The 13,675-nt window shown below is 69.5% G+C and carries 18 protein-coding genes and 1 pseudogene; 7 read left to right on the forward strand and 12 right to left on the reverse strand.

All coding sequences use genetic code 11. The annotated features are described in order from the left end of the window. Both QZV94_RS16470 and QZV94_RS16475 read left to right on the forward strand, forming a co-directional pair. Positions 1–335 (forward strand): annotated as a pseudogene (locus QZV94_RS16470) (hypothetical protein); the annotation flags it as partial. Positions 336–555: 220 nt separating this feature from the next. Continuing rightward, positions 556–756, forward strand: a complete 201-nt coding sequence (locus QZV94_RS16475; RefSeq protein WP_293679105.1) for a hypothetical protein — start codon at positions 556–558, stop codon at positions 754–756. A gap of 40 nt (positions 757–796) precedes the next feature. On the opposite strand, the gene QZV94_RS16480 is transcribed toward QZV94_RS16475, so the two are convergent. From QZV94_RS16480 to QZV94_RS16520, 9 genes are all read right to left on the reverse strand, one after another. Beyond that, positions 797–961 (reverse strand): hypothetical protein, encoded by a 165-nt coding sequence (locus QZV94_RS16480; protein ID WP_293679107.1) that lies wholly within the window; start codon positions 959–961, stop codon positions 797–799. A 343-nt stretch (positions 962–1,304) separates the two neighbouring features. Further along, positions 1,305–1,784, reverse strand: coding sequence for a transcription elongation factor GreA (gene greA / locus QZV94_RS16485; RefSeq protein WP_293679109.1), 480 nt, complete (start codon positions 1,782–1,784; stop codon positions 1,305–1,307). 2 nt (positions 1,785–1,786) lie between these two features. Then, positions 1,787–2,248 (reverse strand): GFA family protein, encoded by a 462-nt coding sequence (locus tag QZV94_RS16490; protein ID WP_293679111.1) that lies wholly within the window; start codon positions 2,246–2,248, stop codon positions 1,787–1,789. 162 nt (positions 2,249–2,410) lie between these two features. Then, on the reverse strand, positions 2,411–2,659 hold the full coding sequence (locus QZV94_RS16495; RefSeq protein ID WP_293679113.1) for a hypothetical protein: 249 nt from the start codon (positions 2,657–2,659) through the stop codon (positions 2,411–2,413). A gap of 98 nt (positions 2,660–2,757) precedes the next feature. Next, a complete protein-coding gene (locus QZV94_RS16500) occupies positions 2,758–3,192 on the reverse strand; it encodes a hypothetical protein (protein ID WP_293679139.1) in 435 nt (144 codons plus the stop codon). Continuing rightward, positions 3,120–3,638 (reverse strand): PhzA/PhzB family protein, encoded by a 519-nt coding sequence (locus QZV94_RS16505; RefSeq protein WP_293679115.1) that lies wholly within the window; start codon positions 3,636–3,638, stop codon positions 3,120–3,122. Before QZV94_RS16505 ends, QZV94_RS16500 begins: the two co-directional genes overlap by 73 nt. Positions 3,639–3,740: 102 nt before the next feature. Next, positions 3,741–4,181 carry a DUF1801 domain-containing protein gene (locus tag QZV94_RS16510; protein WP_293679117.1) on the reverse strand — a complete coding sequence of 147 codons (441 nt, stop codon included), beginning with the start codon at positions 4,179–4,181 and terminating at the stop codon, positions 3,741–3,743. A 9-nt stretch (positions 4,182–4,190) separates the two neighbouring features. Continuing rightward, positions 4,191–4,598: a hypothetical protein gene (locus tag QZV94_RS16515; RefSeq protein ID WP_293679119.1), complete on the reverse strand. Its 408-nt coding sequence runs from the start codon at positions 4,596–4,598 to the stop codon at positions 4,191–4,193. Positions 4,599–4,847: 249 nt separating this feature from the next. Next, the gene (locus QZV94_RS16520) at positions 4,848–6,044 is read right to left on the reverse strand and encodes an acyl-CoA dehydrogenase family protein (RefSeq protein WP_293679121.1); all 1,197 of its coding nucleotides are present in this window, start codon (positions 6,042–6,044) and stop codon (positions 4,848–4,850) included. Positions 6,045–6,230: 186 nt separating this feature from the next. On the opposite strand from QZV94_RS16520, the gene QZV94_RS16525 reads away from it, so the two are divergent. The 4 genes from QZV94_RS16525 to QZV94_RS16540 all read left to right on the forward strand — a co-directional run bounded on the left by QZV94_RS16525 (position 6,231) and on the right by QZV94_RS16540 (position 10,252). After that, on the forward strand, positions 6,231–6,464 hold the full coding sequence (locus tag QZV94_RS16525) for a hypothetical protein (RefSeq protein ID WP_293679123.1): 234 nt from the start codon (positions 6,231–6,233) through the stop codon (positions 6,462–6,464). A 151-nt stretch (positions 6,465–6,615) separates the two neighbouring features. Beyond that, on the forward strand, positions 6,616–7,710 hold the full coding sequence (locus QZV94_RS16530; RefSeq protein ID WP_293679125.1) for a hypothetical protein: 1,095 nt from the start codon (positions 6,616–6,618) through the stop codon (positions 7,708–7,710). Between the two features lie 340 nt (positions 7,711–8,050). Beyond that, a complete protein-coding gene (locus tag QZV94_RS16535; RefSeq protein WP_293679127.1) occupies positions 8,051–8,902 on the forward strand; it encodes an SDR family NAD(P)-dependent oxidoreductase in 852 nt (283 codons plus the stop codon). A 108-nt stretch (positions 8,903–9,010) separates the two neighbouring features. Further along, positions 9,011–10,252, forward strand: coding sequence for a cation:proton antiporter (locus tag QZV94_RS16540; RefSeq protein WP_293679129.1), 1,242 nt, complete (start codon positions 9,011–9,013; stop codon positions 10,250–10,252). Between the two features lie 72 nt (positions 10,253–10,324). Here the strand turns inward: QZV94_RS16540 and QZV94_RS16545 are convergent, their stop codons facing one another. Continuing rightward, entirely contained in the window at positions 10,325–11,656 is a 1,332-nt protein-coding gene (locus QZV94_RS16545; RefSeq protein WP_293679131.1) for a lipase family protein, read from the reverse strand. 171 nt (positions 11,657–11,827) lie between these two features. Here QZV94_RS16545 and QZV94_RS16550 point away from each other — a divergent pair, with 171 nt between their 5' ends. Beyond that, positions 11,828–12,685 (forward strand): SMP-30/gluconolactonase/LRE family protein, encoded by an 858-nt coding sequence (locus QZV94_RS16550; protein ID WP_293679133.1) that lies wholly within the window; start codon positions 11,828–11,830, stop codon positions 12,683–12,685. 114 nt (positions 12,686–12,799) lie between these two features. Here the strand turns inward: QZV94_RS16550 and QZV94_RS16555 are convergent, their stop codons facing one another. Together QZV94_RS16555 and QZV94_RS16560 are read right to left on the reverse strand one after the other, a co-directional pair. Further along, complete coding sequence (locus QZV94_RS16555; protein WP_293679135.1) at positions 12,800–13,228, reverse strand: response regulator; 429 nt, start codon at positions 13,226–13,228, stop codon at positions 12,800–12,802. Beyond that, positions 13,225–13,675: sensor histidine kinase KdpD (locus tag QZV94_RS16560; protein ID WP_293679137.1), on the reverse strand; the 451-nt coding region annotated here is incomplete at its 5' end. The genes QZV94_RS16555 and QZV94_RS16560, both read right to left, overlap by 4 nt.

The following is a 13,675-nucleotide window of genomic DNA, read 5'->3' on the forward strand; positions in this document are numbered from 1 at the left end:
GTGCCAGGCGCGTGGTGCCCCTGATCTGCAGGCTGGGCCATGTCACCAAGAACGACATCGGCCTGATCACGATCCCCGACAACGAGACCCAGTTCGAGATCAGTCCTGAGGTCGAGGAGCGGTTCCGCACCGCCATCAAGGCCGCCGCCGACGCCGGCGAGAGCCGAATCAACGCCGCCAGCCCGCCCGGGCCCCAAGCCCCGCGACCCGCCGGCCCGCGCCCGCCCCGCCTGGACGCTCAGCGCCCTCACGCGGGCCCTCCGCGCGACAAGCCCCCGTTCAAGAAGCCCCCCTTCAAGGGCCCAAGGAAGGGCGCCCGCAAGGCAAACGGCTAACCCGCGGCCTGGCAGGCTGAGCGCGCCGCAGGCGCTGTCACGGTGTACCGCGGTTGATCAAGCGGCGCTGCCGCCCTCCACGACCAAGGCCCACAGCCAACCCGTCCACAGGCTTTGCCCGCTGCGACGCCCTGTCCGGGCCCTCCAGGGTGGCGGCGGCCCTGGACTCACGTTCTCATCGGCCCGAGATCCGGTTGGGGGCCCAGTTGGAGTGCATGTGATGTCCGACGCCACCTACGTCGCCTTCGTCCCCAAGGGCATGACCGCCAAGCTCAGGTCTGTGCTGCAGAGTGAGGACACCGGCGCCGTCACCTGGCGCGAACGCAAGATGATGTTCGGCAGCGAGTTCTACTTCTCCGGCCCCCCGGCCCTGGTCCGCGCCACCCACGCCTACGTTAGCCAGTGGGTCGTGAGGCACTAGCCAGGAGTCCGGCCGGGCCAAGGCGGCAGCCTGCAGACAGCTAGCGCTTCATCCATGGCTTCGACTTCGATGAGGAGCGCGCCGCCGCCTCCCGCTCGTCAGCCAGCCGGCCGCGGCCCGGCGGACCGCCCTTGCCTGTCTGCGCCGCCTTCTTCAGGCGCAACGCCTTCTGTATCGGGGTCTCGCCGTCGCTCGAGTCGGCCATCCCAGCAGTCCTCCGTCCGCGCGCGCACAACCTAACGCCTCCCGGCCCGCTGTCGTGGACGAATCGAGCCGGCCTAGCCCATCCGGCCTAGCCACCCGGCCGATGCGCGCGGCCCCGGCGGATGCGATCGTTCTCCCACCGACACCCAACGGAGAGCTGTTCCTTGACCGTCGCCCGCGCCAGTCGCCTCATCGCCACCCGGCTCCACGCCGCGCAGCGCCGCTTGGGGGCCCTTCACTTCCCCCGCTGGGTTTTCCGCGCCTTGGCGCTCCCGCACCGTGTGGGCCCCGACCCCGCGGCGATTCGTGCGGCTTGGTGGGTCCCGTCGGAGACCTAGAGCCGCCTAGCGCACGGCCATCACCTCCACCTCGGCCCCGTTCACGGTCACCACGTCGCCCACCGCCTTGCCCAGCACCGCGCGCGCCAGCGGCGAGACGTAGCTGACGCTGCCGGCCTTGGGGTCGGCCTCGTCCTCGCCGACGATGCGGAAGCTTTGGCGCCGGCCGTCCTCGCGCTCGACCTCCACCGTGCAGCCGAACTGCACCGTGGCCGCAGCTCCCTCCGGCTCGGTCAGTTGAGCGCTGGCCCGTCGCGCGCCCCAGTAGCGCAGGTCCCGCGTCGCCCGCGCCATGGCCGTGCGGTCGGCGCTGATTCCACCCTCGGTCTGCGCCGCACCATAGGCCGCCCGCGCCGCCGCCAGCTCGGCCTCGATCGCCGCCAAGCCGCTAGCCGTCACCAGGTTCGGGTGCGCCGACACCGGCCGGTCGGGCAGGTTCGCCGCCTGGGCCTCGTAGTCCTCCTCGCGGGTGAAGGCGACAGCCATGGCTAGCCTCCGCCGCTCTGCATGTATTCACGGATCAGCTGCGGCCATGCCTCGTCCGCCGGGAACCGGGGGAAGCTGCGCTTCGCCGGCGTCTTCGCCCACGGCAGCATTTCGTCAGTGTACGTCTCCGCGTAGGGCGCAAACCCGCTGACGTCGTCCAGCATGGTGGCGCGCACGTTGACCATCGGCATCGGTACGGGCGGGATTGTGTAGACCCAGCTCAGGCAGTGCGGGCAGTGGTAGTGCTTCACCTCCCCGTGCAGCCCGCCCAGCACGGGCTCGCCCGCGGTGACCTCGAACCCTCCACCCGGCACGATCATCGTCACCGAATAGGGCGCCCCAGTCATCCGCTGGCAGCCGCGGCAATGGCACGCCAGCGTCAGCATCTCCGGCGTCGTGATCCGGAACCGCACCTGCCCGCACCGACAGCCGCCCTCGCGCACCCCGTTCGCTGTCTCGCTCATTCGTCAGTCTCCGCATTCGCCCGCTCAGGACTCTACTGCGCCCGCTATGCCGGCCTGCAACCTTTCCGGAGCGGGTCGGGTTGCAGGCGTTGCCGGTTCACCGAGGCGAAGGGTTGTTCCGGACTTGCGGCTGCGGGCGTTTCGCTTCGGTCGACTGAGCGTCTAGCTGGCGGCCTGGATCCCACGCGCCGGCGGCCGGTCCTCGTTCACCGGACGGATCACCGGGCCCTCGCGATGCCGCGACAACACCGGGCGCTCGCCCTCCCAGACCTCCACGTGGTCCGCGCTGAGGTGTTGGTTCAGCAACTCGCCGGCCATCGGATACGCCGCGCTGTCATACGGCAGCTCGCGCGTCTCGAAGCAGCCCGAAAAGCCGTGCTCGTCGCATAGGTGGAAGGTGTAGAGCGCCATGGTCCGTCTCCCATAGGCACGATATCAGCCCGGCGGCGGCCGGGCATGGGAAAGCGGAGGACGCGGCGCGCCGGGGGTTCAACTTTACGGGAGCTGTCTCAGTGTCCACCCTCGACCCACGGCACTCCGGCCGCGATCAACGCCTCTGCCAGCGCCGCCTCCAGTTCCTCCGCCTCCCAGCGTCGCATGGGGTTCAGGTGCTGGGTCAGTTCGGGCGCCAACCGCACCCCGAACCGCCGGGCCGCGCCGCTCGCCTTGTAGCCGGCCTTGTGCTGGTCGAAGCGCAGGTCAGGATCCCGCGACGTCTGACCCACGTACACGCCCCACGGCTCCGCGGTGCGTCGCGGATCGTGGAGCAGTACGACGTAGACCGAGTTGCCCGCGCCTCTCGTCCCGCGCGTGGTCGCCCGCAGGCCGAGCGCGGCCCGCTGGGCGCGTCCCCACCAGGTCGGCGGGGCCTTCAGCCGACGCCCACGCCCGCCTTCACCGTCGGCGGCAGGGTGATCGGGTCGGGCTTCTGGGACGCGGGCCACGGCGCGTTGAGCGCCATGCACTCGTCCACCGACTTTTCCCAGTGCGCCTTGCCGAACGCCGCGTAGGTCTGGAACGGGTTGCAGTACTCGCGCATCCGGAACGCCAGGCCGTCCTTGTTGGTGACCATTGAGAAATAGCGCTGCGTGTAGCGCCCGTTGTTGATGCCGTCCTTGGTCGGGCCGCCGCCGTACGACTCGATGATCATCGTGTCCGGATCGCTGGTCGGATAGGCCTGCACCAGGGTCGTGGAGAACCGCGGCACGCCGCTGAGCAGCAGCTCGAAGAACCGGCTCGTCGCGAGCCGCCCGACCACCTGGATCGGCTTCTCGAAGGTCGGCCCCTCCCAGATGACATCCTCGTGCAGCGACTCGGCCCAGATGGCCCGCTGTTCCTCCAGCGTGGTGAGCTGGCCGCCAAAGGCGTCGCCGATGGTCTTGCGCGTCATCGTGTTCCTCCCGGCGGTCCCTGCGCCGCCGCTCGCCGCCAGGGTCGCGGCTTGCCGCACGGGCAGGTCAAGTCCCTGGGCGCTCCTGGCGTCGCTGGCCTCTCACATGCGTTCGCCGGGCAGCCGGCTGGCCTGGGCCACCCAGTCGGCCAGCTGCGCCGCGTCGAGCGCCTCGCCCTCATGGATGTCGAGGTAGCGCACCTCCCGGTGCTTCGACGCCCCCGGCGGGACCGGCGTCAGCGACGTCCCGCGGAAGAACGCCACCTTCACGTAGCGGGTGAAACAATGGAAGTTGAGGAACCACCCCTCCCCCTCCATGCCGTAGAACGGCGAGTTCCACTTGACGGCCTTCTTCACGCCCGGCGCGGCGCCCACGATCAGCGCATCGAGCTTTAGCCCTACGTCGCGCTTCCAGCCCGGCATGGCGGCGATATAGGCCTGTACAGGACCATCCCCCTCGCCCTTGGGGATCTGCGGATTGCCGCCGGCCAGCAGCTTCGGCGCCGCGGACGCCTTCGGAGGGGACTTGGAGGTCTTAGCCATCTCCTCGCCTCAGGACGCGTTCTGCGCGGCCTTCAGCTCGGCCTTGTCGAGGACGCCGTCCTGATTGCTGTCCGTGGATTTGAACGCCCTGGTGGCGTGCGACTCCATCTCACGCCGAGAGATCGCGCCGTCCGCGTCGGCGTCGGCCTGCCACATCTTGGCGGCGCCACGCACGCCCTTCTCGCCGCGGAACCGCTTGGCCAGCTTCTCCAGGGTGGCGAATTCGGCCCGCGCGATCGCGCCGTCCTTGTCCTTGTCCAGCCAGCCGAACATGCCGCCCACGTAGGCGTTCCGGTACTCCATCGGGGTGAGCTTGCCGTCACGGTCGGCGTCGGGATTGCGCCCCTGCCCCGCGGCAGGAGTCGCGCCCAGGGCCAGGGCGGCAAGCGCGAGACAGCAAGTCCGGGCGAGGGTCATGGGCGTTTCCGTAGCCCGCTCATGCCGCCGAATCCAGTCCTCCGCCGGCGGCCGCTCAGCCGCGCAGCCAGCGCGCCGGCATGCGGAACTGGGCGCGGCTCGGCCGCAGGAGATCGAGGCCGACGTGCCCGATGATCCTGACCAGCATCATGAAGTGTTGCGCTGCCCGCATGGCGTCCTCCCTGCGCCGATAACGGGAAACTGCGGCTACGGTTGCGCGACGCCGCCCACAAGCATCACCGCGGGCCGTCAGAGCCCAAGCTGGCGGGCGATGATGTTCTTCTGGATCTCGGTGGCCCCGCCGTAGATCGTCTGGGCCCGGGTGAAGAAGTAGCTGGCCACCGCCGGCGGCGCGAAGGCGGGGATGTCCTCCAGGCCGCTGCGCCAATCTGCGGCATGGCGATCGGGGAAGAACGGCGGCGCATAGGGCCCCGCCAGCTCCAGCGCCCGCTCGCTGATCGCCTGCGCGTTCTCCGTCGCCAGGATCTTCAGGATCGATGCCTCGTCGCCGGGGGCCTCGCCGTTGGTCAGAGGCGCGAGCGCACGGAACACCGTCATCTCCAGGCTCAGCAGCTCGATCTCCGTCTCCGCCGTCCGCCGCCGCAGCGACGAGCCTTCCCGGCTCAGTTCATCGCCCCACGCCGTCTCGGCCGAGGTAGCGCGCAGGGACTGCAGCTGACGGCGCTTGCCCGCCACGTGGGCGTAGGAGGTCCGCTCATGGCTCAGCAGGTGCTTGTTGTAGGTCCAGCCCAGCCCCTCGTCGCCGATCCGGTTTTCCACCGGCACACGGACGTTCGTGAAGACCACGGTGTTCAGGTGGTGGCCGCCGTCGATGGTGATGATTGGCTTCACCTCGATGCCGGGGGTCGTCATGTCCACGCAGAGGAAGGTGATCCCTTGCTGCTTCTTGCCCTCGTCCGAGGTGCGCACCAGGCAGAAGATCCAGTCCGCGTGGTGCCCGTCGCTGGTCCACGTCTTCACGCCGTCGACGACGTATTCGTCGCCGTCCCGCACCGCCTGCATCCGCAGCGACGCTAGGTCCGACCCCGCCTCCGGCTCCGAATATCCCTGCGCCCAGAAGGTGCGCGCCGACAGGATATCCGGCAGCCAGCGGGCCTTCTGCTCGGCCGTGCCGAACGTGTAGATCACCGGCGCCACGTATAGCAGGCCCATCGGCGAGACGCCCGGCGCGCCCGCGCGCTCCAGCTCCTCGTCGAAGATGAACCGCTCCGCCACCGTCCAACCCGTGCCGCCATAGGTCTGCGGCCATCCGGGCGCCAGCCAGCCCTTGGCGCTCATCGCCCGCTCGGACGCCACCATGTCGGCCTTCTCGAGCGTCTGCCCGTTCGCCAGCTTCCGCAGGATCTCCTGCGGATAGTCGGTCGCGAAGTACGCCCTTACGGTCGCGCGGAACGCCTCGTCGGCATCGCTCAGCTCCAGGTTCATTCGGTCCTCCATATGCACCGGAACAGAGCCGGTCGGCCCCACGTCACGCCAGCGAAAAGTGGCGTTCCGCGGCCGGCAACCGGGACCGCCCTCACCCCCCTTGAAAGCGTCGCCGCAGCCGCTAATTCATCCGGTGCGCCCGGCCGCGTCCGGGCGCCAGAGGAAAGGCAGGAAGAGAAGGATCCTATGATGCACTACCAGCTGCGCGCCGCCGAGGGGTCGCGGGAGAAAGTGGCGGATGCCGATCTGCCGGACCACTTCACGGCCGAGAACTGGGCCCGGGACTGGGTCCGGGCCAACGCCACCCAAGGGTCCTACGTGCTCCAGGGCGCTGACGGCGGCTTCGCCAGGTCGCTGTTCAAGACCCACTCCGGCCAGTGGTACCTGACCCCCGCGGCCATGGAGCCCTCCGGCGCCTGAGGCCCGACCTCCCCGCACCGCCCGACCTCCCCCATCGCGCCAGCGATGGCGGGAGGGACCTTGCCGAGGGCCGGCCGCCCGGGCGGGTATTGGCGTAGGAGCCGGCTGCGCTATGATACACGCTCGATCAGAACTCGAGTTGGAACCTGCCATGCGCCACGCCCTCGCCCTCGCGTTTGGAACCGCCCTTTGCCTGGCGGGCGCGGCCGCGGCGGAGCCGGCCAAGGCGCCGGCGGCGAAAGCCTACGACCCGTCGGTGTCGCCCCCGGGCTGGAAGGCTCCGCGCACCGCCTTCGGCCAGCCGGACCTGTCGGGCTACTGGACCAACGCCTCGCTGACCCCGATCACCCGCAACACGCGGCTGACCAACAAGTCGGTCCTCACCGAGGCCGAGGCCATAGCGCAGGAGAAGACGTGGGCGGAGGCGGTCTCCGAGGCCAATGCCGAGACCCCCAAGGACGAGCTCGACAAGGTGACCACCGTCGACAAGTCCAACGAGCGCAAGATCGTGGGCCTGCGCCCGGACTTCCAGTTCGCCGGCGGCGACGTGGGCGGCTACAACACCTTCTGGCTCGATCCCGGCAGCCACATCATGAAGGTGGGCGGGGAGTACCGGACCGCCATCATCACCACGCCCAACGGCCAGCCGCCGCCCCGCAAGCCGGGCGCGCCGCCCGCGCCGGGCTTCGGCCGCGACGTCTACGACAGCTACGAGACCCGCTCGACCGGTGAGCGCTGCATCACCAGCTTCGGCCGCAACGCCGGCCCGCCGATGCTGTCGAACGGCTACTACAACAACGGCTATCAGATCGTGCAGACGCCCGAGGCCGTGGTCATCCACGTAGAGCTGATCCACGAGATCCGCGTCGTGCGGCTGAACGACAAGCACCGCACCGATGGCCTGCGCCCGGCCATGGGCGATTCCATCGGCTGGTGGGACGGCGACACCCTCGTGGTCGAGACCACCAACCTGCCGGAACGCGACAACTTCTTCGGCGCCTGGAAGAACCTCAAGGTCACCGAGCGCTTCACCCGCGTCTCCAAGGAGCAGGTGAACTACAAGTTCACCGTCGAGGATCCGGACGTCTGGGACGCCCCCTGGGGCGGCGAATACAACTTCTCGCCCTACAAGGGGATCTACGAGTACGCCTGCCACGAGGGCAACTACTCCCTGCCGGGCATTCTGGCCGGCGCCCGCGCCGCCGAAAAGGCCTCCGCCGGCGGTAAGCCAGGCGGCGTCCACTAGGCGCTGTACAGCCCAGGTTGCTGGAGCGGGAGCTCCTATCTATCCAAGTTTGGAGCCAACTCCAAATTTGTTGACTCTCCCGGTGGAGCGGGCCAATTCAGATTGTCGGCTACTGGTGACGGGTTTCCTCCCTTCCCCCGGGCCACGCCAAACTGAGCCCCCGCCTGGCCCTGCGCCAGGCGGTGGGTCCTTTGCCAGCCGCCGGTGCTGATGGACTCGGTCGCCGCTGCGAAGCCCTCGCCCAGTCTTCCCAAGTGGGCTGAAAGAGTTTCGATCAAGCATTGGCAGACGCCGTCATTCCCGCGACCCTCGGCGCCGATCATCAGCGGGAGGACAGGCTATGAAGGATCTGGCAGGCAAGGTCGCGTTCGTCACCGGCGCGGGCTCCGGCATCGGCCTGGGCGTCGCCACTGCGCTCGCCCAGGCAGGCGTGAAGGTGATGCTCTGCGACATTGAGCAGGATGCGCTCGACGCCGCGGTCGCCGGCCTGAAGCAGACCAATGCCGACGTCGACGGCGTCCGCGCCGACGTCTCGATCAAGGCCGAGTTGCAGAAGGCGGCCGACGCCACCATCGCCCGCTACGGCGCCGTCCACATCCTGATGAACAACGCCGGCGTCACCGGCGGCGCGCGGTATGGCGCCTGGACCGACGCCGGCTGGGACTGGGTGATGGACGTCAACCTGCGCGCCGTCATCTGGGGGGTGGAGATCTTCGGCCCCCTGATCGAGAGCCACGGCGAGGGCGGCCAGATCGTCTCCACCGCCTCGGTCGCCGGTCTCATCTCGGGCTCCAGCGATCCCTACAGCGTCAGCAAGTACGGCGTCGTGGCGCTCTCGGAGGGCCTGCGCCGCGAACTGGCGCCGCGGAACATCGGGGTCTCGGTGCTGTGCCCCGGCGCCATCCGCACGCGCATCCTGGAAGCCGGCCGCAACCTGCCGGAGCGCTTCGGCTCCGACCGCGTGGCGGAGGCCCCCAAGGATTGGGACCAGCAGCCGGGCTACGAGGCGGTGCGCGCCATGATCGACGCCGGCATCGACCCGCTCTACGTCGGCGAGCTGGTCCGCGAGGCGATCGAGAACGACTGGGACTACATCTTCACCGACACCGGATTCGAACCCGCCATCGACGCCCGCTTCGCCGCCATCAAGGCCGGGTTCGACCGCATCCGCGACCGCACGCCCCGGCGATAGCGCCTAGGGCAACGACCGTCGCCGCTCTGCCGCTCTGCCGCTCCGGTCGCCGCCGTTGAAACCGAGCGCCGTCTCGCGCGTAAGCGTTCGCCCCCAACGGAGCGCGCCGTGTTCGAAGTCTCCAGCTACCATGTGCTGCTCGCCGCTCTCGGCGTCGCCATCATCCTCGCCTATTGGCTGCCGAGGTTCGTCTCGGGGCGAGAGCCCGCCGCCTCGGCCCTGCTGATTGGGCTTGGCTGGGCGATGTTCGGCTGGGTTCCTGGCATGCCCCAGGCGCTGAGCCCGGCGGCGGCGCCGAAGGTCTGGGAGCTCGTCAGCGAACTCTGCGTGATCGTCGGCCTCTTCGGCGTCGGGCTCCGGATCGATCGGCTCTTCGACCTGCGGCGCTGGTCGCCGACCATCCGACTGCTGGCCGTGGGCATGCCGGTCACCATCGCCGCCATGGCCTTCCTCGGCTGGTACGGCGCAGGCCTCGGGCTCGCCGCCGCCCTGTTGCTCGGCTCCGTGCTGGCGCCGACCGATCCCGTGCTGGCCGGCGACGTGCAGGTCGGACGCCCCACCGAAGGCGGCGAGCACCCGGTCCGCTTCACCCTGACGACCGAGGCCGGCCTGAACGACGGCCTCGCCTTCCCGTTCGTCCACCTGAGCTTGGCGCTCGCGGCGGCGATGGCGTTCGCGCCCGGCCTTCTGGAGACCTGGGTATTGCGCGATGTCCTCTACCGCATCTCCATGGGCGCGATCTGCGGCGCGGCGATCGGCTGGCTGCTCGGGAAGGTGCTGTTCGACTTCCCCCGCGAAAACGCGCTGGCGAAGACCGAGGCCGGGGTATTCGCTCTCGCAGGCGTCTTTGTGGCCTATGGCGTGACGGAACTCGCCGAGGGGTACGGGTTCATCGCCGCGTTCGTCTCCGGCCTGACGCTGCGCCGGTCGGAGTCCGACCACGCCTTCCATGTCCGGCTGCACGACTTCTCCGAGACGATCGAGCACGCGCTGACCGCGATGCTGCTGATCGGCCTGGGCGCGGTGATGCCGGCCTTGCTGGCGCACCTGGATATCGCCGGCGCGTTGATCGGTCTGGCGCTGATCCTGGTCATCCGACCCGCGGCCGGCATGCTGGCCCTCATCGGCTCGCCGTTGGCGGGACGTCAGCGGTGGGTGGTGGCCTTCTATGGCGTCCGCGGCGTGGGCTCGATCTACTATCTGAGCTATGCCGGCAGCCACACGGAACTGGCCGGGCTCGATCGACTGTGGGCGATCACGGCGTTCGTCGTGCTGGTCTCGACGGTGCTGCACGGGTTCTCCGCCGCCTTCGCCGTCGAGCGCGCCACCGGCGAGAAGCAGCGCGACTGAGCCCTGAGGACCTGGATCCCGCAGGCCTGCGGCGCGCTGTGACCGGCGAATGGAAAACCCAAGCTCTGCGGCCTACGTCGTGGGGCCCCCTGTCGGCCGCAGGGCCGGTTTCTGAAGGCCCAGCGCCTCGCACGCCGACGCACAGGCGCCCGGGCCGAGGGCGGCCGCATAGCCGTCCAGCATGTGATTAGGCGTCGCCGGCAGCACGAGACGCAAAAGCAGCGCCAGGACGATCACCGTCAGCCCCCACGCCTCCACCCCGACCATAAGGGGCCACACATAGGTGAGCGCCAGCCAGAACAGCCCCGCGCCGATCGCCGCGCGAAGCAGCCAGGGGATCCTTGGGACCACATAGGTAAGCTGCTGGAAGATCAGGAAGGAGAGCACCGCGGCGGGCCACCGCACCCAATCCGAGGCGGCGAAAGACGTCAGCAAGGCGCTGACGCCGGACCAGTTCTCGCTGAGCAGCAGCATCGCGAAGCCCAGAAAGCTCAGCACCACCGCGATCATCGGCGACCGGGCGAAGACCTCTCGATCGACCCCCAGGATCTGGGCCCCGACGCTGGTCTCCAGGAATGGCCCCAGCTCGCGCGCGAACCGGGCCGCCGCCTTCTCGGGTTCGGGCCGGTACGGGGTGGTCGCCGTCGCCAGGCTCGCGCCGGTCAGCAGCGGAGCCACGGCCCTCGGCCTGTCCAGACCTACATGGCGCCCCACGTGGCGGTAGATGAGCGGCGGCGGCACGATCGGCACCGGATCCCCGTCGTGCGTGAGGCGCCACGTCACCTGCCCCAGGGTCTGTCCCGCCCCGCAGGGCGTGTTCTTGTAGGCGTGGGCAAACTCCGGGGCGCCCACCCGCGGCGCGCCGTAGGTGAAGACGCCGGCCACGTCCCTCATCGAACACAGGTCGAAGGCGGCCAGGACCGCTAAGGCGCCGCCAAGCGAGTGGCCGGTCACCACCAGCGGCAGGCTCTCTGGTTGGCTCAATATCCACGCCACGACGTCCTCGCGCACGCGCCGCCAGGCGAGCGAGAACCCCAGGTGTGTCGGCGGCTCGCCCTGCAGCACCGCCAGGAGGTCGGCGCCCCAATCGCGGACCTTCGGCTCGGTGCCCCGAAACGCGATGCACAGATGGCCGTCCTGCTCCCATCCGAAGGCCTGGGTCGAACCGCTGTCGAAGAACCGGACCTGCGAGTCCGACGGGTCGGGCGGATCGTAGGCCCGCGCCGACGCCTCCAGCATCCGCACCGCCCAGTAGCCCGGCAGGTCGGCAGGCTCCAGCCGACCCGACGACGGCAAGGCGAACCACCACGTCCCCGCCTCAACACCGAGCTCGGGCTCCGGCTCGGGCGCGGCCGTGGCCCTTGCGCTCTGCCCCGCGATCGCTTCGGACGTCCGAATCTTCATCCCGCCCCCCGCATGCACGACGCACCCTGCGCTCGGACGCCGCGTCGCTCAACTCGACCGATGCATACTCAGCGTGAGCCCACTTGGCCGCGATGCGCCGTCAGCGGAACTTGGAGCCGGTTCGGAAACGCGACATTGTGGGCGTTTGCGATGGGGACGATGGAGACCGGGATGCAGGAAGTCGCCACGGGCTTTGGCCTGGTCGAATCGCCGCTCTGGGTCGACGGCCGGGGGCTCTATTTCAGCGACGTCCTGAACGGGGGCGTTCGTCTGCTGGATGACAAGCGGCAGGTCTCGCTGGTGGTGCCAAAGCGGCGCGGGGTCGGCGGCATGGCCCGGCATGAGGCTGGCGGGCTGGTCATGGGCGGTCGCGACATCGCCTTCGCGCCCCTCGACACGGGCCTCGAGCCACACACCTACCTGACGCGCGACGACCTCCCCGGAGCCACCGGGTTCAACGACCTGACGACCGATCGCCAGGGCCGCGTCTATGTGGGCTCCCTGGCCTTCACCGTCTTCAGCGACGATGCGCCGAAGCCCGGCGGTCTGCACGTGATCGACCTGGACGGCGGCGTCCGGACTGTCTCGCAGGGCGTGCTGCTGACCAACGGCCTCGGGTTTTCGCCGGACGGGCGGCGGCTCTACCATTCCGACGCGCGGGCCGGGCATGTCCTCGGCTACGACGTCTCGCCGGACGGTTCGCTCGGGCCGGCCTCGATCTTCGCGGAGCTCGGCGCCGGTCATGTTCCGGACGGCCTCAAGGTGGCCGCCGACGGGTCTGTCTGGGTCGCCGACGCCCGCGGCGGGCGGGTCGCCGTCTATGAGGCCGACGGCAGCCACCGGACGGATATTCCCGTGCCGCTCCCGATGGTGACCTCGCTCTGCTTCGGCGGCGCCGATCTCAAGGACCTCTACATCGTCACGGGCTCGGATGGCGGGCCGCGGGAGAACTGCGGAACCATCTTCCACCTTCGCACCGAGGTCGCAGGTCTCCCGTTGTCCCCGGCGCGCGTGCCGCTTCGCCCCTGATGTCGCCTGCTGGTCAACCCAAAGGGTCTGAGTTGCGCCGCCATATGCGGACTTTGAGTCAGCGCTGAAAAGTGGACCTGCGAGCGCCCCACGCGCGGTCGACCGCTTCGCTCCCTAGCCGGCGCGACCCGGCCCATCGGGACGGTCTGCGCGCGGCCGGGATGGCTCGGGCGGCAGGCGCGTCTCAAGCAGCCGGAAAAGGTCGGCGGTAACGATCGGCTTCGCCAAGATGGTGTTGAACATGGATCTCCAGGGCGGGGGCGTTTCGCCCGCCACATCGGCCGTGAACGCCACGATCGGGGTGGAGGCGTTCAGGCCGGCCTTCGAGCGAATGAGACTTGCGGCGGCCGGGCCATCGACAACCGGCATTCGGATATCCATCAGGATCATGTCGAAGCGTTCTGACCTCGCCACGCTCACGGCCTCGGACCCGCTGCCGGCGTCCGTGACCTCAACGCCAAGGGGCTCGACGATGTGCCGCACCAGATCCCGGTTGGCCGGCTCGTCATCCACCACCAGCAGCTTTGCAAGCTTCGGCATCATGCGACTTCCCTCCTTTCATCGAAGACTGCCGATTCCGTCCACGGCAGAGGATCCACGGGCAACAGCATCACGAACCGGGCCCCGCCCTCGGGGTTGTTCTCGGCCCACAGTCGCCCACCGTGCTGGTGGACGATCTCCCGGCAGATCGCGAGGCCCAGACCGGTGCCGCCGGCACCGCTCTTGGTCTTGCTGCTCTGCACAAATTTGTCGAACACGGCCTCGAGTTCCGCCGCGGGAATTCCGACACCCTCGTCGACCACACTCAGCTGGACAGCCGCCACGGTCGACACGTCTTCGCGCCGCTGCCCGGCCTTCAGCGCGCCGGCGCTCAGCCTCACGAACACCCTCCGGCCTTCGGGAGTGAACTTGATGGCGTTCGACAGCAGATTCCGGATCACCTGCATGACCCGGTTCGGGTCGCACCAGGCCGCGCTTGGCCCCGCAGGC

It is taken from the genome of uncultured Phenylobacterium sp. (genome assembly GCF_902826855.1).
Lineage (GTDB): Bacteria > Pseudomonadota > Alphaproteobacteria > Caulobacterales > Caulobacteraceae > Phenylobacterium.